Here is an 18527-nt window from a genome sequence, read left to right as displayed (position 1 = left end):
GGGGCGGGAGGAGCAGCCCGGTCAGGGGCGTTTGAGCAGGAGCAGCCCGTCCTGCTCGACCAGCCGGCGGTAGCCGAAACTCTGGTACACCGTCAGCATCCGGGTGGTGTCGGCGATGGCGCACGGGGCCTGGACACTCGGGTCGCGCAGGTCGACGGCCACCCACTCCGGCCCCGGCCACACCGGCTCCCGGCACACCAGGGTGACCTCCGCCCGGCTGGTGAGCTGGGCCGCCAGCCGGTTGGAGGCGGCCACCGTGGCGTCGTCCGGTATCAGCCGGAGCATCGCCCGGGTCTCGGTGAGCCGGGGCGAGGTGCGCCAGGCCTCCGGCATCACCACCTCGTGCAGCGGGTAGAGCGGCAGCGTCACGGCCGTCACCAGGGTGCTGACGGTGAGTGCGTGCCGTGCGCGGCGGGGGAGCGGGGCGGGTCGGGTGGTCAGGGTCGGTGGGTCGGCCGGGCGCGGGCCGCCGCAGCGGCGCACGGCGTCGACCAGGGCGGCGAGCGCGATCGGCATCAGCACCGCGCTGTAGTGGTAACTGACGCCCCAGTAGTGCGGGTTGGCCGAGAAGAGCCGCCAGACCAGGGTGGGCACGCAGAGCAGGAAGAGCGGCGAGCGCAGGCCGAGGAAGCCGGCCGTGGCGGCGAGCAGGAACAACAGCAGCCACTTGACCGGCGGCCACCCGAGCCGCAACGGCAGGGCCCAGACCGAGGGCTGTCCGCCGCCGCCCAACTGCTGCCAGTAGTCGAAGCCCCCGCTCGGGTTGAACGCGGGCAGCACCACGAGCACGGTCAGCGCGGTCGCGGCGACGCCGACGGCGGCCAGGGCGAGCCCCGGCAGTGGAGAGCGCCGGTCCTGCCGGGCCTGCCAGGCGATCAGCAGGCCGACGGCGGCTACCGTCAGCCCCAGGTCCTCCTTGACCAGCAGCAGCGGCAGCGACCAGAGCGCGGCGGCGAGCGGGCGGCGCCGGCCGAGCGCGGTGGCGGCGAAGGCGAGCAGCGGGACGGCGAACGCGATCTCGTGGAAGTCGTCGGCCGCCGCCCTGACGATCCCCCAGGAGGCCCCGGTGGCGCAGCCGACGAGCAGTGCCACCCGCGGCCCGGCCACCTCGTGGGCCCAGCGGGTGAGCGGGACGACGGCCAGCGCCATGAGCAGCGCCTGGGCGACCACGAGGGTGAGCGGGGTCGGGAAGGCCCGGTACGCGGGGGCGAGGACGGCGGTCAGCGGGTGGAAGTGGTCCCCGAGCAGGTGGTAGCCGGGCCCCTTGAGCGGGACGATCGGCGGCCGGAGGTGCGCGTACGCCCGGATGGCCTGTTCGAAGATGCCCAGGTCGTAGGCCTTGGTGAGGCCGCGCCGGTGCCGGTTGACGGCGACGCAGGCGTAGAGCGCGGCGAAGCCCGCCGCCAGGCCCCAGGCCAGTGCGGCAGGGCGGCGTGCGAGCAGGGCGGCCCGTCGGAGCGGGGCCGCGGGCGGGAGGGGGCGGGGCGGGCTGTGCGGGGAGAGGGCCAGGGGCATCGACAAAGAACCCTTTCACTATTCGATTAGTGGAAGGGTGATGGAAGGTCTGAGCGGGCGTCAAGATCGGGTGGCCGGTGCGGGTCGGTGTTCGGGTCGGAGTGTGGGGCAGGTGTGCGTCACTGTCTTGACTGGTGATGTGAGTGGCTGCCATCATTTCATCACCGCCTCAACCAGTGACGAGAAACGTGTCTCGACGCCGGCCCCGGCCTGGTCCCGGTCGGACGGCGGACGGATACCTTTCGACCCAGATGGGGAGCGCACCATGGCAGTCAGCTACACCGCCGTCGTCAACGTCGACGGAGAGGGCCGCAACGGCGGTCGCGTCCGGTCCTCCGACGGCCTGCTGGAGACCGGCCTCGCCCTCCCGAAGGAGCTGGGCGGCGCCGGCACCGCGACCAACCCGGAGCAGCTCCTGGCCGCCGGCTGGGCCGCGTGCTTCCTCGGCGCCCTGCGCCGCGCCGCCTCCCTCCGCAGGATCCGGCTGACCAGCACCACCATCACCGCCGAGATCACGCTCACCCACGGCGACGACGACGAGTTCTCGCTCTCCGCGGTCCTCACCCCGCTACTCGGCGGCGTGGACCAGGCCACCGCCGAGGAACTCGCCCGCGCCGCCCACCAGATCTGCCCGTACTCCAAGGCCACGCGCGACAACATCCCCGTCACCATCAACGCCGCCGCCGCCTGATCCCCCCAAGACGGCGGGTCCCGTGCGGAACCCCCGCCGCACGGGACCCGCTCCCACCGTCACGCAGCACCGCCGTCACACCGCACCGCCGACCGGAGAGCGAGGGCCGGAGATGGCCGCCACGACACACACGTATCAACGGGCGGCCGCGCACCGTCGTCACGCCCCTGACCGGTGTTCCACGGGCCCTGCGGAGCGGCGCAGCCGGAGCCGGGGCCCGGAGCGTTCAGGGGAGTGGCCTTGGCCGGACGGCGCACAGGTGTGGAACTGGGCGGAAACCGTGGTGTCGTCGGGGTACGGTCCCGGAGCGTGGTACTTCGTGTGACGCGGCGCGTGTGACCTGCCGCAGGTGAGGGTGGTGGCGCCGGCGGGCCGGTGGGTCAGTCGGTAACGCCCGGCGTCACGAGGGTGTACAGGACGGTGCGCTCCTGCTTGTGGCGCCGGACGCGCCCCTTGGCCACGAGGGATTCCAGGGTGTTCCGTACCACCTGAGGCGTGGGGTTGCGCTTCGGGTACGTCGCCATGAGCTCCTCGCGCAACTCCTTCGCGGGGCAGGGCTCGTCGTGGTGACCCAGCAGGTCCGCCAGGAGGTCACCGAGCAGAGGCCGGCGCGAGTTCTCCTTCGCGTCGGCCTTCGTCGCGTGCGCCGCCGGTCGCGCCTGCGCGGCGACGGGCTCGTCCTGGGTCTGTTCGGGCAGACGCGACGGGTCCGAGAAACCCTCGTACCGCTCGGCGAGGGACAGGATGTCGACCAGGAGGGCTTCCTCCTGCTTCAGCACCCTGATCGCTTCCTCCAGCTCCTGCTGTCGCCGGTGGTTCTTCTCCAGGTCCGATGCGACCTGTTCCACGTACCGGGACCGGAGTGTGGAGGCTGGTTGGCGGGTCACAACCGTTCACTTCCTCGAGATGGGTGGTGTTGCATGGTACCCATGCCGAGGGTGCCGGCGCGGTCGGGGCGGAACATGTCGGTCGGTGGGGTCAGCGCACACCCAGGGCCGGCGCGGTCTTCTTCCGGGCGCGGTAGGCGGCGGCCTTGATCTTGTTGCCGCAGGAATCCATGCCGCACCACTGGCGGCGCATGCCCCGGGAGCGGTCGATGTAGATCCGCGTGCACTCCGGGTTGCCGCACTCCTTCATCAAGGGGACGTCCGGGCCGCTGAGGAGTTCGACGGCGTGCCGCGCGACGGTGGCCAGGGCCTGCTCGGGCGTCGCCTCGTTGTGCCGCCCGGTCATGGTGAGTTGCGGCGTCACGGGGGCCTTGCGCGCGGCGCCGTTGAGCACGGCGAGGGCCTCGCGGTCGAACTCCTCCTCGGAGAGGCGGTTGGTGACGAGGCGGTAGACGGCCTCGCGCACGGTCTTCGCGTCCCGGACGTCCTGCTCGTCGCCGGGCGTGATGGTGTCCACGAGTCCGCAGTCCAGGTACCAGGCGTTCAGCCGCTCGGGCGTCACGAACATCTCGAACCGGGTCGAGCGCCGCGCGCGGAGGGTCGCCGCGAAGTCGAGGGCCGGGTGCCCGCACACGAAGACATGGTCAAGGTTCACATCACCATCCTGACAGGTGACTGTGAGGGGCGCAAGAACCGGGCAGGCGGGTGGGGGCCGCCTACGGGCTGTGAGCGGTGGCGGGCCCGCCGGGCACGAAGCCTCGGACGCAGGCCACGCCACACACCGGCGGGTCACACCCCGGGGCCCCCGGTCTCCCGCAGTGCCCCGTCGGCCAGCCGCAGCCGGCGGTTCACCCCGATCTCGGTGAGGAACCGCTCGTCGTGGCTGACCACCAGGAAGGCGCCCTGGTGGGCCTGGAGCGCGCTCTCCAACTGGCCGGCGCTGACCAGGTCGAGGTTGTTGGTCGGTTCGTCGAGCAGCAGCAGGTGGGGGGCCGGTTCGGCGCACAGCACACAGGCCAGGGTGGCGCGCAGCCGCTCGCCGCCGGAGAGCACCCGGACGGGCAGGTGCGCCCGGGCGCCGCGGAACAGGAAGCGGGCGAGCAGGTTCATCCGCTCCGTCTCGGGCCGCTCGGGCGCGAACGCGGCGAAGTTCTCCGCCACGGTGAGGTCCGGGTCCAGCAGGTCCAGCCGTTGCGAGAGGTAGGCGATCCGGCCGTCGCTGCGGGTGACCTGCCCGTCGTCCGGCGTGAGGTCGCCGGTGATCAGCCGCAGCAGGGTGGACTTCCCCGCGCCGTTGGGCCCGGTGAGCGCGATGCGTTCGGGGCCGCGGATGTTCAGGTCGACGCCGCCGTCGGCGAACACGGCCCGGCCGGCGTGCCGGACTTGCAGGCCCTCGCCGAGGAAGAGGTTGCGCCCGGCGGGTACCTGGGTGTCGGGCAGCTCCAGGGAGAGTCGCTGCTCCTCGCGTAGCGCGCGCCCGGCCTCGTCGAGCCGGGACTTGGCGTCGCTGACCCGGGCCGCGTGCAGTTGGCCGGACCGGCCCGCCGCCTCCTGGGCGCCGCGCTTCATGGTGCCCGCGAAGATGCGGGGCAGACCGGCGTTCTTGAGGTTGCGGGCGGCGTTGCTCGCGCGGCGCTCGGCGCGTTCGCGGGCCTGCTGCATCTCGCGCTTTTCCCGCTTCAGCTCCTGCTCGGCGTTGCGGACGTTCTTCTCAGCGACCTCCTGCTCGGCCCGCACGGCCTCCTCGTACTCGGTGAAGTCGCCTCCGTAGAAGCGCAGTTCGCCGCCGTCGAGTTCGGCGATGCCCTGCATGCGGTCGAGCAGCGCGCGATCGTGGCTGACCAGCAGCAGGCAGCCGCTGAAGTCCGTCAGCACGTCGTAGAGCTTGTGCCGGGCGTCGGCGTCGAGGTTGTTGGTCGGCTCGTCGAGCAGCAGGACGTCGGGGCGCTTGAGTAGTTGGGCGGCGAGGCCGAGGGAGATGATCTGGCCGCCGCTGAGCGTGCTCAGGCTGCGGTCGAGGGCGAGGTGGCCCAGGCCGAGCCGGTCGAGCTGGGCGCGGGTGCGCTCCTCGATGTCCCAGTCGTCGCCGATGGTGGTGAAGTGCCGTTCGTCGACGTCGCCGGACTCCACGGCGTCGATGGCCCGGACGACCTCGGCGATGTCGAGTACCTCGGCGACCGTGAGGTCTCCGGTCAGGGGGAGGCTCTGCCGGAGGTAGCCCAGGGTGCCGCCGACGGTCACCGAGCCGGTGGTGGGCGTGAGTTCGCCGGCGATCAGCTTGAGCAGGGTGCTCTTGCCGGAGCCGTTGGGGGCGACCAGGCCGGTCCGGCGGGCGGGCACGGTGAAGGACAGGTCGTGGAAGACCGGAGTGTCGTCCGGCCAGGCGAAGGAGAGGTTGGAGCAGACGATGGCGGCGTCGGACATGGAGGTGACCTCGAAGGAGACTGAGGGCAGGAGTGAGAGCTCTGCCCTGGGCAGGCACGGGGAAGGGGGTACGACGAAACGGACCACTTCGGCTGCGGCGCTCCTGAAGCGCCGGCCGGTGGCCGTTAGATCCGGGTCTCACCCGGAGATGTCGTCGTCACCCGCCATGTCTGCCACTCCTCGATCACACGAACGTCAGGTCACATGCAGCCTAGCAGGTGTTGCTCGCAGGCGGCCGTCATTTCTCACCGGCCCGGCGGTGTCGGCTCGTTGACAGCCGTGGAGGGCCATGTCAGCATCGTCACCAATTGAACCGGTGATGATGCTGGGACGGTTCGACGATGTTCACACGTGTGTACGTGCCCGCGACCACGGACGGCCTGGGTTCCCGGCCTCGTCGGCGCGGCTGCCACCTCGAAGGAGCGCACTGACCATGACGGGAAAACCGAAGCGGAGAGCCGAGGGCGCGCCGGTCGGGCGGCGTGCCGTGCTCGGCATGCTCGGCGCGGGCGCCGCGGGGCTCGCCGCGGCGCCGTACCTCCAACGCGGCTGGGAGCGGTTCCTGGCCGCCGCCTCCGAGCACGACGCGACGGGCCTGACCGGACTGCTGCCCAACCCGGGCGGCTTCCGCTACTACAGCGTCGTCGGTTCGGTGCCGCAGAAGGACGAGACCACCTACGAACTGCGGATCGACGGACTGGTGGACCGGCCGGCCACCTACACGCTCGGCGACCTGCGTGCCCTGCCGCAGACCCGGGTCGTCCACGACGTGCTCTGCACGGACGGCTGGCGCGTGGACCGGACGCCCTTCGAGGGGGTGAAGCTGGCCGACCTCCTCGACGCCGCCGGAGTGCGCTCCCCGGGCGCGGCGGTCCGGTTCACCTGCTTCGACGGCGCCTACACCGAGAGCCTCACCCTGGAGCAGGCCCGCCGCGCGGACGTCCTGGTGGCGCTGACCATGCAGGACGCGCCCATCACCCACGCCCACGGCGGACCGGTCCGCCTCTACGTGGCGCCCATGTACTTCTACAAGTCGGCCAAGTGGCTGTCCGGCATCTCGGTCACCGACAAGGTCGTCCCCGGCTACTGGGAGGAGCGCGGCTATGCGGTCGACGGCTGGCTCGACGACGCGGACCGGCACGGCGAGGCGGCCTGACGCGACGCGCGGGCGGACCGGCCCGGCGAGGCGGCCTCACCGCGTCGACCGGGTCCGCCGCTTCAGCACCGCCGAGCGGATGGTCCACCGGGCCACCGGCTGGCTGATGCTCGCCTGCCTGGCCTCCGCCGCCTGCCTCTACTTCGGGCCGCTGGCCCAACTCGTCGGCCGGCGCTACCTGATGGTCACGATCCACGAGTGGTCGGGCATCCTGTTGCCGCTGCCCTTCCTGCTCGGGCTGCTCTCCGCCGAGTTCCGCGCGGACCTGCGCAGGCTCAACCGCTTCGCGCCGTACGACCGGGAGTGGCTGCGGGCCGCCCGCAGGCGCCGGACGGAACCCGGGGCGCGCCCGGCGGGCAAGTTCAACGCGGGGCAGAAGCTCTACGCGGGCTGGATCGCCGGCGCCGTGCTGGTGATGGCGTTCACCGGACTTCTGATGTGGTTCACGGGGCTGCTGCCGTCCATCTCCCGCACCAGCGCGATCTTCGTCCACGACGTCCTGGCCTGGGCGATCGCCATCGTGGTGATCGGGCATCTGTGCAAGGCGTTCCAGGACCCCGAGTCGAGGCGCGGCATGCGTACCGGGTACGTCCGCCGGTCCTGGGCCGAGCGGCACCACTCCCGGTGGCTGCCCCGGGACCGGTCGGACGCCTGAGCGTCACCGGACCCTCGTCGCCACCGGACCTGTCGTCACCACACCTCTACCGTCACCTGTTTGACCGGTGATATGTTTTCGACCAGCCCCCTGCTCATGTGCCGCGCACACGCTTTCTTCGCGGCCGGGCACCTACCTACCTACCTACCTACCTACCTGGACGGGATACCCATGAAGAGATTCCTGATCGTGCTCGCGACCGGCGCCGCCCTGGCCGCGGCGAACCTGCCGATGGCGGCGGCGGAGGCCCGGAGCGGCTCCGTACCCGCCACGTTCTCCTGCTCGCCGGTGTCGGTGCGGGCCCCCGCCGGCACCACGGTGGAGTCCGTGACGGCGCTTCGCCAGGAGGGCGGCACCATCGACGGGACCGGGGTCGTGGGCGGCATGGTGACCGGCGTCCCCGCCTACTGCGAGGTGACCGTCACGATCACCCACCCCGGCGACAACGACCATGCCAAGGTGCGGACCTGGCTCCCCCTGAGCGGCTGGAACGGCCGCTTCCAGGCCGTCGGCGGCAGCGCCTACGCGGCCGGGGACAACAACGTCGGACTGGGCACCGCGGTCAAGAACGGGTACGCCGGGACCACCACCGATGCCGGGCTCGGCGACGCCATCGACGTCAGCTGGGCGCTGAACGGCAAGGGGCAGGTCAACACCGCGCTGCTCGAGAACCTCGCCTCCCGGTCCCAGCACGAGGCGGCGATCGTCGGCAAGGAGGTCGTCGCCGCCGCGTACGGGCGGGGCGCCGCCTACTCCTACTTCAACGGTTGCTCCACCGGCGGACGCCAGGGCTACATGGAAGCCCAGCGCTACCCCGACGACTTCGACGGCATCCTCGCCAACGCGCCCGCCGTCAACTGGGACGAGTTCGAAGTCGCCACCCTGTGGCCGCAGGTCGTCATGAACAACGAGAATACCTACCCGTCCGCCTGCGAGTTCAAGGCCTTCACCGACGCCGCCGTCGAGGCCTGCGACCCACTCGACGGCGTCAAGGACCACCTCCTCAACGACGCGGCGCGGTGCGACTTCGACCCCCGCCGGCTGATCGGCACCAAGGTGGTGTGCAACGGCAAGGAGCTGACCATCACGGCGGCCGACGCGGCCGTGGTGCGCAAGATATGGGACGGCCCGCGCACCGCCTCGGGCCGGAAGTTGTGGCCCGGTGTCCCGGTCGGGGCCGACCTGTCGGCACTGGCCGGCACCGCCCCCGACGCGAACGGCGTGGCCAAGGGCGCACCGTTCCCGGTGCCCGAGCTCTGGGTCGCGACCTGGCTGAAGAAGCAGCCGTCGTTCGACGTCTCGACCATCACCTACGACCAGTTCACCCAGCTGTTCGAGCAGTCCCGGGCCGAGTACGACCGGATCATCGGCACCGACGACCCCGACCTCTCCGCCTTCCGCGACTCCGGCGGCAAGCTCCTGACCTGGCACGGCCAAGCCGACCAGTACATCCCCACCCAGGGAACCGTCGACTACCGCCGGCAGGTCGAGCGGACGATGGGCGGCACCAAGCGGGTCGACGACTTCTACCGGCTCTTCCTCGTCCCGGGCGCGGGCCACTGCGGCCTCAACAAGGGCGCCGGCACCATCGACGACCTCGCCGCGCTGACCGCCTGGGTCGAGCAGGGCAAGGCCCCCAGGACGCTGCCCGCCACCCTGGTCGACGCCGCCGGGCAGAACGTCAGCCGCGACGTGTGCGCCTACCCCAAGGTGTCCCGCTACACCGGCCACGGCGACCCGGCCGCCGCCAGCAGCTTCCGCTGCGTCCTTCCCTCCCGGCACTGAATCCCCTCCGGTACCGTCCCGGCCCGCGCCCCCCGTGTCGCGGGCCGGGACCTTTGCGTTCCCGCGGCCCGGGTCCGTCGCGTTGCTCCGGGGCCTGCGTGCGTGGCATCGCTCTCTGGCCCGGGTGCGTGGCATCGGCGATGATCGTGGCGGGCAGAGGGGCAGAGGGGCAGAGGGGCAGAGGGGCAGAGGGGCAGAGGGGCAGAGGGGCAGAGGGGCAGAGGGGCAGAGGGGCAGAGGGGCGTCGAAGGCCTCGGAGGCCTCGGAGGCCTCGGAGGGGTCGAGCTCGCCCGACGGCGGCAGCGCGTCGATCGACCCGTGGGCGGACACGCCGGAGGGGCATGCGCGCCGCGCATGCCCCTCCGGCGTCGGGGGAACCCAGTCGGGGAAAACCCCAGCGGGGAAGCTCAGTTGTCGTTGTTGTTGAAGATGGTCAGGACCTGCAGCACCTCGAGGTAGATCCACACCAGCGTCGTGGTGAGACCGAAGGCGGCCAGCCACGCGTCCTCGCGGGGCGCGCCCTCGGCGAGGGCGTCCTCCACCTGCCGGAAGTCCAGGGCGAGGAAGCCCGCCCCGAGCAGGACCCCGATCGCGCCGAAAAGGAGGCCGAGGCCGCCGCTGTGGAAGCCGAGGCCGTGGCCCGCGCCGAAGGCGGAGAAGAGGAGGTCGGCGAGGAGCAGCAGGAGGAAGCCGGCCGCGGCGGCGGTGAGGAACCCGGCGAACCGGCGGGTGACCCGGATCCAGCGCATCCGGTAGGCGACGAGCACGGCCGCCGACACGGTGAAGGTGCCGAGGACCGCCTGAACGACCACGCCCGGGGCGAGGTAGGTCGAGGTCGCGCTGGAGACCACGCCGAGGAAGACGCCCTCGAACGCCGCGTAGCCGAGGATCAGGGCCGGGGACGGCAGCCGCCTGACGGCCTGGAGCATCGACAGCGCGAATGCGACGACGGCGGCACCCACGGCGATCCCGTACGAGAGGCCGAGGTGCGCCTCGTCGACCGGCAGGAGGAGCCAGGAGAGCACCGCCGCCAGCGTCACGGTGCCGAGCGTCGTCGCGGTGCGTACGACGACGTCGTCCAGGGTCATCGCGGTGGAAGCGGTGGAAGCGGTCGGAGCGTCAGGTGTGAGGGTGTCGGCGGGGGTGTCGGCGGTCCGGAAGCCGCCCGCCGACGGGCCTCCGGCCATGGCGCCGACCGGTTGACGCACCGAGGCGTCGGTGAGGGTGGCGGCGCGGGCGGCGCCCCAACGGGAGAAGACCGGGTTGGTGCTCTTCATGTCATTCCTCCTGGTCGCCGCGTGTGCGGCCTGCGGTGCGGCGTCGTCATGGGCCACCGGGGCGGCACACGTGTGAACATGCTCGCCCGTGGATCGACGACACCTATTCGTCACCACTCTGACAGGTGACGCGCGGGGCGGCAAGTCATCCTCACGGCAAGCGGCCGGCCGGGCTCATTCGGACGGCGCTCCCGGGCGGTCGAGCAGCCCGCGGAGGAATCCGTCCCAGTCGATCCCGTCCAGCTCCGCCTCGGCCGGGGTGATCCGGTAGGTGGCGTCCAGCCAGGCCGCCAGCCGCCCGGTCGGCAGCTCGAACATGGCTTCCAGCTCCGGGGTTTCGAGGAGCAGCCAGGAGGAGGCCCGCTCGTCGGGCTGTGCCGGCCACATCCGGACGTCGCCGCAGCCGCTCATCGTCGTCAGGCCGCGGTGCAGGAGCTCGCGGCCGAACCGCCAGATGAGGATCGGGCCGCGTTCCGCGAGGAATTCGACGGTGATCACCGCGGGCGTCGCCGGATCGAACCGGAACTCCGCCTGCACGGGAAGCCGGGTGAACTCGTCGAGCATCCGGTCGATGTCCAGGAGCAGCGAGGGCAGGTGTGCGGGCGTCGAACGTGCCCGCAGAGGCGGTTGGTCGCGGTACATGGCAGGCGTTCCCCTCCGAGGTGCGAACTGTGCGGCCCCCACTCTTCGCCCGGGGCGGCCCCCGCACATCGGTCACTTGACGGTGAAGGCCCGGTGCGATGCGGGGGAGTTCACGCGGCCGCGACGGCTCGGCGTGCCGCGCGCGGCCTGTCGGACGCACCGTCATTTGACGGTTCCACCGCCCGGCCGCGTCGACCTCGGGGCCCGGAATGGGCATGGCGAAGGGGCCGACAGCTCGCGCTGTCGGCCCCTCTCGGTCTTCCGTTTTCCGCCGTGGCCCCGCCGAACAGGGCTGCGGGACAGGTCACTTGGCCCGCAGGGGCCCCGCGAAGGACTTGCGCAGGGACGGGGGAGCGGCCACCGGGAGGAGGGCGGCGAGCACCTTGCCCTTGACGGTGGCGGGTTGCCGGGTGAGCTCGACGTCGACCCGGGTGCCGTTGCCCTCGGGGGTCATCCGGAAGACCCAGCCGCCGCCGGCTCCGAAGAGCTTGGAGTCGAGGGTGGTGATGGTGACGGTGTCGCCGCCCGGCTTCCACTCGTACCGTGCGCGTTCCCAGGCGGCGGCGGTGCCCTCGGTGACCTCGGCCCAGGTGTCGCCGAGGTCGTGGACCTCGAAGTGCTTCGCGTCGATCGTGGGCCAGGTCTCGGTGCGGGAGGGGCCGAAGTCGGTCAGTACCGCCAGGACCTCCTCCGGGCCGAGCGTGGAGACGAGATGGAACCGTACGACTGTCATGTGGGGTTTCCTCACCGAAGAGTGACCGTTCTGGCCGGTGACGACAGGGTTCCATGGCAAGGCGTCACCAGTCAAGAAGGTGACGATGCTGAGGTGTCATGATGCCGCTCGGGGAGAGGGGGCCGGGGTCACCGGGCGTCGAGCAGGCCGGTGGTGATGGTGTCCCAGTCGACGGCGGCGAGTTCGTGTCCCGCGGGGACCGCCTCGTAGGTGTGCGCCAGCCACTTCGCCAGGGGTGCGACGGGCAGTTCGAACAGGGCCGCGGTGTCGGCGGAGACCAGCCGGAGCCACGCGGTCGCCCGGTCCGTACCGTCCGCCCCTTCCGTACCCTCCGCCCCTTCCGTACCGTCCGCGCGCTCCGACGGCCGGACCTGGACGTCGCCGAGCCCGCTGCGCGCGGACAGCCCGCGCCGGAGCAAGTCCCGACCGATGCGCCACCGCACGCAGGGGCCGCCGTCGACGCGCAACTCCACGGACACCACCAAGGGGTGCTCCGGGTCGTACCGGAACCCGGCCCGGACCGCCTGCCGGGCGGAGAGGCCAAGGACGCGCTCGATGTCCAGGGTGAGGTCGGGTACGCCGGGTGTCGTTCGGTTCGCCCGGGCACCTGGCCGGTGGCCGCTCATGACGGGTGGGTCCTTCCCTGTGGCGGACGTCGGTCCGCCCCACTCTCGCCGTCCCGGCGTCGCCGTTCATAGGTAAGTCGACCGTCGATCTTCAGTCATTCGACTGTCGTCCGCGGCCCCTGTCCGGGCGATCCTGGAGTTCACGCGTTCCGCTCGTCGGGCAGCGCGCCCAGGGCGTCGCGCAGGGCGGCCCGGGAGGTGATGCCCAGTTTGGGGAAGACGCGGTAGAGGTGGGAGCTGACCGTGCGCGGCGACAGGTGCATCCGGGCGCCGATCTCCTTGTTGGTGAGACCGCCGGCGGCGAGGTCCGCGATCCGGCGTTCCTGCCAGGTCAGGGCCGCGAGATGGGTCGAGGAGGCGAGCGGGGAGGCGCCGGCGGCGCGCAGTTCGACCCGGGCGCGCTCGGCCCAGGCGGCCGCACCGAGCCGTTCGAACGCCTCGGCGGCGAGGGTCAGCGCCGGTCGGGCCGCCTTCCGCCCCTGGGAGTGGCGCAGGCGGACACCGTGGGCGAGGCGGATGCGGGCGAGTTCGAACGGGAAGCCGGGCGCGGCCGGGTGGCTTTCGGCGCGACGGTACATCTCGGCGGCCTCGGCCGGGTCGGCGGCGGTCATGGCCAGCGCGCCGTGGGTGATGACGGCGAGGCGGGGCGAGATGTCGGGCAGGTCGGCCTCGCGGGCGGCGAGCGCGTGCCGACGGGCCTGCTCGGAGCGGCCGGTGTGCAGCGCCGCCTCGACGAGGTCGAGGAGCGTGCGGGAGGCCTGGTGGGCGTAGGGCGCGAAGGAGCCGGGGGGCGTGATGCCGATGGCGTGGAGGTAGGCGGCCTCGTAGTCGCCCTCGCCGAGGGCGGCGGTGGTGCCGATCGCGTCGGCTATCTGGGTGAGGAAGCCGACGCCGCGCGGGCGGGCCCAGGCGTCGACGGCGGCCTGGAGCTCCCGCGCGCGCTCCGCCCGGCCCTGCAGCGCGGCCAGCAGGCCGAGGTACGCGCGGGTGTGATGAGCGAAGAGGGCGTGCCCGTGCGCCGTCGTCAGCCGCAGTCCGCGCTCTCCGGTCCGCTCGGCCTCGTCCCACTCACCGACGGCGATCTGGTCGAGCATGATCAGGTGAAGCATGGTCATGCCGGACACCATGGCGCCGGTCTCCACCTCGCGGTCGACGGTGCGCTGCAGGTGCGGCCGGTACTGGCTGAGGGTGTCCACATGGTACGCGGCGACGGACAGCCGGCTGATGTCCCACGGCTCGAGCCTGCCGAGGTCGGCGAACTCCCGCTCCACCCGCGCCCGCACGCCGGCCCCGCGCCGGACCACGTCGCCCCACGCGTCCTGGTAGATCCGGGAGTTGGCGGACACCAGGTCGCCCAGCGAGCCGAGGAGTTCGTGGGTCCGCTCCCACGCCGTCTCGTCGCCCGCGTACTGGTTGATGGCCAGGAGCAGGTTGACCAGCCGGGTGAGCACCTCGCTCGGCTCCCGCACCCCGCTGTCGCGGACGCCCTCGATCGCCGCCAGGACCTGGCGCCGCGAGGAGCGCACGTCCCCGTCCTCGTACAGCGCGACGTAGGCCGACGCGACCACCGAGGCCGGCGACTCGCCCGTCCCGGCCGCGCCGTCCGAGCGGACGAGCTGCTGGGCCCGGTCCAGCAGACCGGCGTGACCGGCGATGAACGACGCGTCGCCCAGCCGCCGGGACCGCTCCCGGTGACCCTCGCTCAGCTCCGCCGCCCGGGTCAGCCAGGCCACGGCGGCCACCGCGCTGCCGCGCCGGGTCGCGGAGTCGGCGGCGGCCTCCAGCGCGGCCGCGACCCGCTCGTCCGGGTCGACCATCGAGGCCGCCAGGTGCAGGGCGTGCCGTTCCACGTCCTCGCGGTGCACCCGCGCGAGGACAGCGTGCGCCGCGCGCCGCTCGTTGGGGGTCGCCAGCTGGACGACCGTCGACCGCACCAGCGGGTGCCGGAAGACCAGGTCGCCGCTGAACGGGTCGACGTCCAGCAGCCCGCCGTCCGCGGCCTCGGCGGCGTCCGTCATCCGATAGCGGGTACGGCGGGAGTTGCCGGCCGCACCCGCCGTGCCCGCGCCGGCGCCGTCCAGGGCACCGCGCAGCAGCTCCGCGCGCACGGCCCCACCCAGCGCCTCGATGCGGGCGCCGTACACCTGCTGCAGGCGCCGGGGCAAAGGGATGCCGGCGTACCCGAAGGGCTCTGCGCGGTCGCCGGCCGGTCGGCCGCTGCGCAGTACGTGGGGCGGCAGTTCCAGCAGCGCCAGCGGGTTCCCCTGGGCCTCGTCCAGGACCAGGCGGCGGACCTGGGGGGCCAGGCCGGGGTGGTGCAGGTCCAGGAGCTCCTCCGAGGCGCGCTCCGACAGCGTGGTCACCGGCAGTCGGGGCAGCGCGGCCGTGTCGAAGCCGGAGGGCACGTCGGAACGCAGGCCGACGACGAGCTTCACCGAACTGCCGGTCAGCCGCCGCCCCACGAACCCGCACACCTCGGTGCTCGGGGTGTCCAGCCACTGGCCGTCGTCGAGCACCAGCAGGAGGGGCCGCCGCGAGGCCGCGAGGGAGAGCAGGTCGAGGACGGCGATGCCGAGGGTCATGACCGAGGGCGGCGGCCCCTCGCTCCGGCCGAACACGACGTCCAGGACCGCCCGGTGGCCGTCGTCCAGCCGGTCCATGTCGGGGAGCAGCGGGTAGAGGAACTGGTGCAGGCCGGCGAACGGCAGCTCCCACTCGGCCTCGACCCCGACCGCCCTGATCACCCGGTGCGGCTCGCCGTGCTCCTTGGCGTGCTCCTCGCTGAGCCGTCGGCCCGACGCGAGGTCGGCGACGTGGTCCAGCAGGGTGCTCTTTCCCACCCCCGTGTCACCCTGCAGGACGAGGGCCCGGCCCCCGGAGGCCGTCACGAAGTCGGACAGCACCTCCTGCTCGTGTGCGCGGCCGACCATGGTCCAGTCGATCGATTCCAACGTTCCCCACATCCTTCGCGCCGCGGCGACTGACACCCGCCGACGCGTCTTCGTCCACACGCTGCGTGCGGTCTTCCGAGCCGGTGGCCGTCCGACACATGTCCGCCACCCTGACGCAAGAGACTAGATGTCCCGCAGGTGTTCCGTCACCTGGTACAGGCCGACATATTCGGGTGGCGCAGCCTCCGGCCGCGCCCGGGCCGAGACACATGTGTGCTGCCCGAAGCCGCCGCGGCCCGGTGCGACCCGTCGCGACCCGCTGCGGACCGCCGTACGGCTGCGCCCAGTACGGCCGTTTCCGGCGGTACTGGGCGGCGGGACCGGGCGTGGGGCGGTCAGCGGGCGGTGGCGCGGGCGGCCTGCTCGATGACGTCCGCGACGAGGCGGGGGTGGGAGACGGCGACGGAGTGCGAGGCGACCACCTCGGTGGTGTGGGCGTGGGCGCGCTCGGCCATGTAACGCTGCACCGCGGCGGGGATGTTGAGGTCGCGCGTGGTGACGATGGACCAGCTGGGCTTGGTCTGCCAGGCGGCGCTGGTGGCCTTCTCCTCCAGCGCGGCCTGGGCGATCGGGCGCTGTTCGGCGGCCATCAGCGCGGCCTGGCCGGCGGGGACGTCGGCGGCGAACTGGTGGCGGAACTTGTCCTGCCGGATGTACAGGTCGGTGCCGGTGCTGCCGTCACCCTGTCGGTAGGTGACGGGGTCGAGGGCGTCGGGGAGGGTGGAGCCCGGGTACTTGCCGGTGAGCTCCAGGGCGGTCTCGCCGGGGGCGGGCAGGAAGGCGGCCACGTAGACGAGGGCCCTGACGTCGGGGTCGTCGGTGGCGGCCTCGCTGATGACGTTGCCGCCGTAGGAGTGTCCGGCGAGGATCTTCGGGCCCTTGATGTGGTCGAGGACGGTGCGCAGGGCGGCGGCGTCGGAGGCCGGACCGCGCAGCGGGTTGGCGGCGGCGACTACGGGGTAGCCGTCGGCGCGCAGTTCGGCGACGACGGCGTTCCAGCTGGAGCCGTCGGCGAAGGCGCCGTGCTCCAGGACGATGGTCGGCTTGGCGCGGCCGCCGAAGCCGTCGGCCTCGGCGGCGCCGGTCGCGCCGCTGGCGGAGCTCGGGAGGGTGAGCGCGCAGAGCGCGAGACCCGCCGTGAGCGCCGAGACCGCACCCGTCACTACTCGCTTGCGTCCACCCTTGATGCTCACCACGACAAACCCCTTTCGGACATTTCGGCAGTGGACGGGCCGGACGCGCCGACCCGTCACCGCTCTGACTGGTGATGAGTTTGTCGTGGCGTCGAGTCACCTGTCAAGGTGGTGACGGGTCGGGCCGGCTACCCGCGCCGCAGGCGGGCGTCGACCCGCACGGCCACCGACAGCAGGTCCCGGTCGGCCATCCGACGCCCGATCAGCTGCAGTCCGACCGGCGGGGACGCGGTGACGGGAAGCGGCACCGTCACCGAGGGCAGACCGGCCGTGGCCGCGGGGGAGGTGTTGCGGATCAGGGTGAAGAACGTGGGCGCGTCCTGCCCGTTGAGGGGGAGGGAGTCTTCGAAGCGGCGCAGCGGCCGGGCGCACACCGGGACGGTGGGGCTGAGGATCGCGTCCAGGCCGTCGGCCGCGAACAGGTCCGCGTAGGCCGCCTGCATCGCTTGCCGCTGCGCGAGCGCCCCCTGCAGCGCGGCGGGCCCCGGGTGGCCCGGGCCGCTGGGCAGGGCGGTCGCCTTGAGCGTCTCCGCCATGACCGGGTCGCCCGCCGCGTCGAGGACGTCGGCCGGCGTGAGCCCGGCGCGGTGTTCCTCGAGGTAGCGGCCGAGAGCGGCGGCGAACTCGCCGAAGACGAGCGGGAATCCGATCCGGGAGTCGTACGCGACCAGGTGCGCCGTGTCCACGGGGACCCAGGTGTGCCCCGCCGCGGCGAGACGGTCGACGGCCGCCTCCCAGGCGTCCCGGACGGGGCCCTCCAGGTCCTCGGTGAACACGTGCCTCGGCAGGCCCAGCCGGAGCGGGCGTTCCGGGTCCTGCGGACTCCCGGTCTCCCCGGTGAGGAGGGTGTCCAGCGTCAGGAGGCGGTCGAGGGTGTTCGCCATCGGACCGGGCGTGTCCCGCGTGGGGCACAGTGGCGTGAGACCCGCCGAGGGGTAGCGCCCGGCGCTGGGGCGCAGGCCGTAGATCCCGTTGAGGGCGGCCGGGATGGTCATGGAACCGCCGGTGTCGGTGCCGAGCCCGGCCTCCGCGACGCCCGCCGCCACCGCCGCGGCCGTACCGCCGCTGCTGCCGCCCGCGAACAGGGCCGGGTCGGTGGCGTTGCCGACGGCGCCGAAGGTGTGGTTGCAGGAGGTGGCACCCAGGGCCAGCTCGTGCATGTTCGTCTTGCCGAGGACGATCGCCCCCGCCGTGCGCAGGGATCGGACCACCGGCGCGTCGGCGTCGGGGACGAAGCCCTTGAGCGCGGGGGTGCCCGCGGTGTTGGGCAGCCCCGCGACATGGATGTTGTCCTTGACGACGAGGCACCAGTGGGCCTGCTCGCCCCGACGATCACCCCGAGCGTCGCCCCGGGCGTCGTGACGGGCTGCCTCGGCGAGTGCCCCCTCGGCGTCGAGTGTGATGAACGCGTTGAGGTGGGCGGTCGCAGCGGCGCGGTCGAGCGCCGCCGACACCGTCTCCTGCGCGAGGCCCTGGCCGGCCGTGTCCGGGTTGACCATGAACGTTCTCCTTCGCACTGCTCTTCGTGTGGGTGGACGAGTGTGTTCGTGGACGAGTGTGTCGTGAATGAGTCCGCCGTGGCCCGCCCCGGGTAACGATGCCTCAGGCAGGGCCTCGGAGAGTGGGGAATCGGTCAAACACGTGTGGCCGGCCGGCTCGGCGAGGGGCATCTCGGAATCGTCACCACCTTGACAGGTGATGTATCAAGGCGCACGCTGAGCGGATGAACGATGACCTCGCCCGCGACCCCGCCGCCGAAGCGCGGCACGCGCGCTACGGCAGCCTGCCCGAGCGCATCCGCTTCGAGGACATGACCGAAGGGGTGGACACCGGGCCGAGCGGCCAGGCAGGCGACCCGTACAACCCCGAAGGCTCCTGGACGTTCTACAACTGCCTCGCCGTCGACCTGAGCCTGTAGGCGCCGGCGGAGACCACCCCCTCGGCCCCCGTCCGGGGTGCCGCGCCCCGCCGGGGCCACTGCCTCATGTGCCC

General features: G+C 72.7%; 16 protein-coding genes. 5 read left to right on the top strand and 11 right to left on the bottom strand.

Annotated features, from left to right (window positions below; all coding sequences use genetic code 11):
• Positions 1 to 21: 21 nt before the first annotated feature.
• Complete coding sequence (locus ACIBEC_RS20380; protein WP_360501902.1) at positions 22 to 1515, bottom strand: DUF2079 domain-containing protein; 1494 nt, start codon at positions 1513 to 1515, stop codon at positions 22 to 24.
• A 265-nt stretch (positions 1516 to 1780) separates the two neighbouring features.
• Between ACIBEC_RS20380 and ACIBEC_RS20375 the strand changes: the two genes are divergently transcribed.
• Positions 1781 to 2206, top strand: a complete 426-nt coding sequence (locus ACIBEC_RS20375; protein ID WP_360501905.1) for an Ohr family peroxiredoxin — start codon at positions 1781 to 1783, stop codon at positions 2204 to 2206.
• A gap of 380 nt (positions 2207 to 2586) precedes the next feature.
• Here ACIBEC_RS20375 and ACIBEC_RS20370 read toward each other — a convergent pair whose 3' ends face one another.
• The 3 genes from ACIBEC_RS20370 to abc-f all read right to left on the bottom strand — a co-directional run bounded on the left by ACIBEC_RS20370 (position 2587) and on the right by abc-f (position 5517).
• The gene (locus ACIBEC_RS20370) at positions 2587 to 3054 is read right to left on the bottom strand and encodes a hypothetical protein (RefSeq protein ID WP_396288244.1); all 468 of its coding nucleotides are present in this window, start codon (positions 3052 to 3054) and stop codon (positions 2587 to 2589) included.
• A 130-nt stretch (positions 3055 to 3184) separates the two neighbouring features.
• Complete coding sequence (locus ACIBEC_RS20365) at positions 3185 to 3748, bottom strand: CGNR zinc finger domain-containing protein (protein ID WP_360501911.1); 564 nt, start codon at positions 3746 to 3748, stop codon at positions 3185 to 3187.
• A 134-nt stretch (positions 3749 to 3882) separates the two neighbouring features.
• Positions 3883 to 5517: a ribosomal protection-like ABC-F family protein gene (gene abc-f, locus ACIBEC_RS20360; RefSeq protein WP_360501914.1), complete on the bottom strand. Its 1635-nt coding sequence runs from the start codon at positions 5515 to 5517 to the stop codon at positions 3883 to 3885.
• Positions 5518 to 5950: 433 nt separating this feature from the next.
• Between abc-f and ACIBEC_RS20355 the strand changes: the two genes are divergently transcribed.
• From ACIBEC_RS20355 to ACIBEC_RS20345, 3 genes are all read left to right on the top strand, one after another.
• The gene (locus tag ACIBEC_RS20355) at positions 5951 to 6673 is read left to right on the top strand and encodes a molybdopterin-dependent oxidoreductase (protein ID WP_360501916.1); all 723 of its coding nucleotides are present in this window, start codon (positions 5951 to 5953) and stop codon (positions 6671 to 6673) included.
• Positions 6621 to 7328, top strand: coding sequence for a cytochrome b/b6 domain-containing protein (locus ACIBEC_RS20350; RefSeq protein WP_360501918.1), 708 nt, complete (start codon positions 6621 to 6623; stop codon positions 7326 to 7328). Before ACIBEC_RS20355 ends, ACIBEC_RS20350 begins: the two co-directional genes overlap by 53 nt.
• 171 nt (positions 7329 to 7499) lie before the next feature.
• A complete protein-coding gene (locus ACIBEC_RS20345; protein WP_360501921.1) occupies positions 7500 to 9113 on the top strand; it encodes a tannase/feruloyl esterase family alpha/beta hydrolase in 1614 nt (537 codons plus the stop codon).
• A 407-nt stretch (positions 9114 to 9520) separates the two neighbouring features.
• Here the strand turns inward: ACIBEC_RS20345 and ACIBEC_RS20340 are convergent, their stop codons facing one another.
• The 7 genes from ACIBEC_RS20340 to ACIBEC_RS20310 form a co-directional block, all read right to left on the bottom strand.
• Entirely contained in the window at positions 9521 to 10390 is an 870-nt protein-coding gene (locus tag ACIBEC_RS20340) for a Bax inhibitor-1/YccA family protein (protein WP_360501923.1), read from the bottom strand.
• A gap of 174 nt (positions 10391 to 10564) precedes the next feature.
• The gene (locus tag ACIBEC_RS20335) at positions 10565 to 11032 is read right to left on the bottom strand and encodes an SsgA family sporulation/cell division regulator (protein WP_360501925.1); all 468 of its coding nucleotides are present in this window, start codon (positions 11030 to 11032) and stop codon (positions 10565 to 10567) included.
• A gap of 304 nt (positions 11033 to 11336) precedes the next feature.
• Positions 11337 to 11765: a hypothetical protein gene (locus ACIBEC_RS20330; RefSeq protein ID WP_360501928.1), complete on the bottom strand. Its 429-nt coding sequence runs from the start codon at positions 11763 to 11765 to the stop codon at positions 11337 to 11339.
• A 128-nt stretch (positions 11766 to 11893) separates the two neighbouring features.
• Complete coding sequence (locus ACIBEC_RS20325) at positions 11894 to 12391, bottom strand: SsgA family sporulation/cell division regulator (RefSeq protein WP_360501930.1); 498 nt, start codon at positions 12389 to 12391, stop codon at positions 11894 to 11896.
• 140 nt (positions 12392 to 12531) lie between these two features.
• Positions 12532 to 15321 carry a LuxR C-terminal-related transcriptional regulator gene (locus tag ACIBEC_RS20320; RefSeq protein WP_360502017.1) on the bottom strand — a complete coding sequence of 930 codons (2790 nt, stop codon included), beginning with the start codon at positions 15319 to 15321 and terminating at the stop codon, positions 12532 to 12534.
• 356 nt (positions 15322 to 15677) lie between these two features.
• Positions 15678 to 16538 (bottom strand): alpha/beta hydrolase, encoded by an 861-nt coding sequence (locus ACIBEC_RS20315; RefSeq protein WP_360501933.1) that lies wholly within the window; start codon positions 16536 to 16538, stop codon positions 15678 to 15680.
• A 125-nt stretch (positions 16539 to 16663) separates the two neighbouring features.
• Positions 16664 to 18034 carry an amidase family protein gene (locus ACIBEC_RS20310; protein WP_360501935.1) on the bottom strand — a complete coding sequence of 457 codons (1371 nt, stop codon included), beginning with the start codon at positions 18032 to 18034 and terminating at the stop codon, positions 16664 to 16666.
• Between the two features lie 224 nt (positions 18035 to 18258).
• On the opposite strand from ACIBEC_RS20310, the gene ACIBEC_RS20305 reads away from it, so the two are divergent.
• On the top strand, positions 18259 to 18453 hold the full coding sequence (locus ACIBEC_RS20305; RefSeq protein WP_360501938.1) for a hypothetical protein: 195 nt from the start codon (positions 18259 to 18261) through the stop codon (positions 18451 to 18453).
• Positions 18454 to 18527 lie beyond the last annotated feature (74 nt).

Source organism: Kitasatospora sp. NPDC051164 (genome assembly GCF_044455625.1).
GTDB lineage: Bacteria > Actinomycetota > Actinomycetes > Streptomycetales > Streptomycetaceae > Kitasatospora.
Note: the sequence above shows the minus strand (reverse complement) of the source record. Positions and strands in the feature narration are given on the sequence as shown.

Bases quoted from the DNA above. Each gene is read 5' to 3' on its own strand.
- ACIBEC_RS20380 (WP_360501902.1), bottom strand. From the start codon at position 1,515: ATGCCCCTGGCCCTCTCCCCGCACAGCCCGCCCCGCCCCCTCCCGCCC.
- ACIBEC_RS20375 (WP_360501905.1), top strand. From the start codon at position 1,781: ATGGCAGTCAGCTACACCGCCGTCGTCAACGTCGACGGAGAGGGCCGC.
- abc-f (WP_360501914.1), bottom strand. From the start codon at position 5,517: ATGTCCGACGCCGCCATCGTCTGCTCCAACCTCTCCTTCGCCTGGCCG.
- ACIBEC_RS20355 (WP_360501916.1), top strand. From the start codon at position 5,951: ATGACGGGAAAACCGAAGCGGAGAGCCGAGGGCGCGCCGGTCGGGCGG.
- ACIBEC_RS20350 (WP_360501918.1), top strand. From the start codon at position 6,621: ATGCGGTCGACGGCTGGCTCGACGACGCGGACCGGCACGGCGAGGCGG.
- ACIBEC_RS20345 (WP_360501921.1), top strand. From the start codon at position 7,500: ATGAAGAGATTCCTGATCGTGCTCGCGACCGGCGCCGCCCTGGCCGCG.
- ACIBEC_RS20340 (WP_360501923.1), bottom strand. From the start codon at position 10,390: ATGAAGAGCACCAACCCGGTCTTCTCCCGTTGGGGCGCCGCCCGCGCC.
- ACIBEC_RS20335 (WP_360501925.1), bottom strand. From the start codon at position 11,032: ATGTACCGCGACCAACCGCCTCTGCGGGCACGTTCGACGCCCGCACAC.
- ACIBEC_RS20330 (WP_360501928.1), bottom strand. From the start codon at position 11,765: ATGACAGTCGTACGGTTCCATCTCGTCTCCACGCTCGGCCCGGAGGAG.
- ACIBEC_RS20325 (WP_360501930.1), bottom strand. From the start codon at position 12,391: ATGAGCGGCCACCGGCCAGGTGCCCGGGCGAACCGAACGACACCCGGC.
- ACIBEC_RS20320 (WP_360502017.1), bottom strand. From the start codon at position 15,321: ATGGTCGGCCGCGCACACGAGCAGGAGGTGCTGTCCGACTTCGTGACG.
- ACIBEC_RS20310 (WP_360501935.1), bottom strand. From the start codon at position 18,034: ATGGTCAACCCGGACACGGCCGGCCAGGGCCTCGCGCAGGAGACGGTG.
- ACIBEC_RS20305 (WP_360501938.1), top strand. From the start codon at position 18,259: ATGAACGATGACCTCGCCCGCGACCCCGCCGCCGAAGCGCGGCACGCG.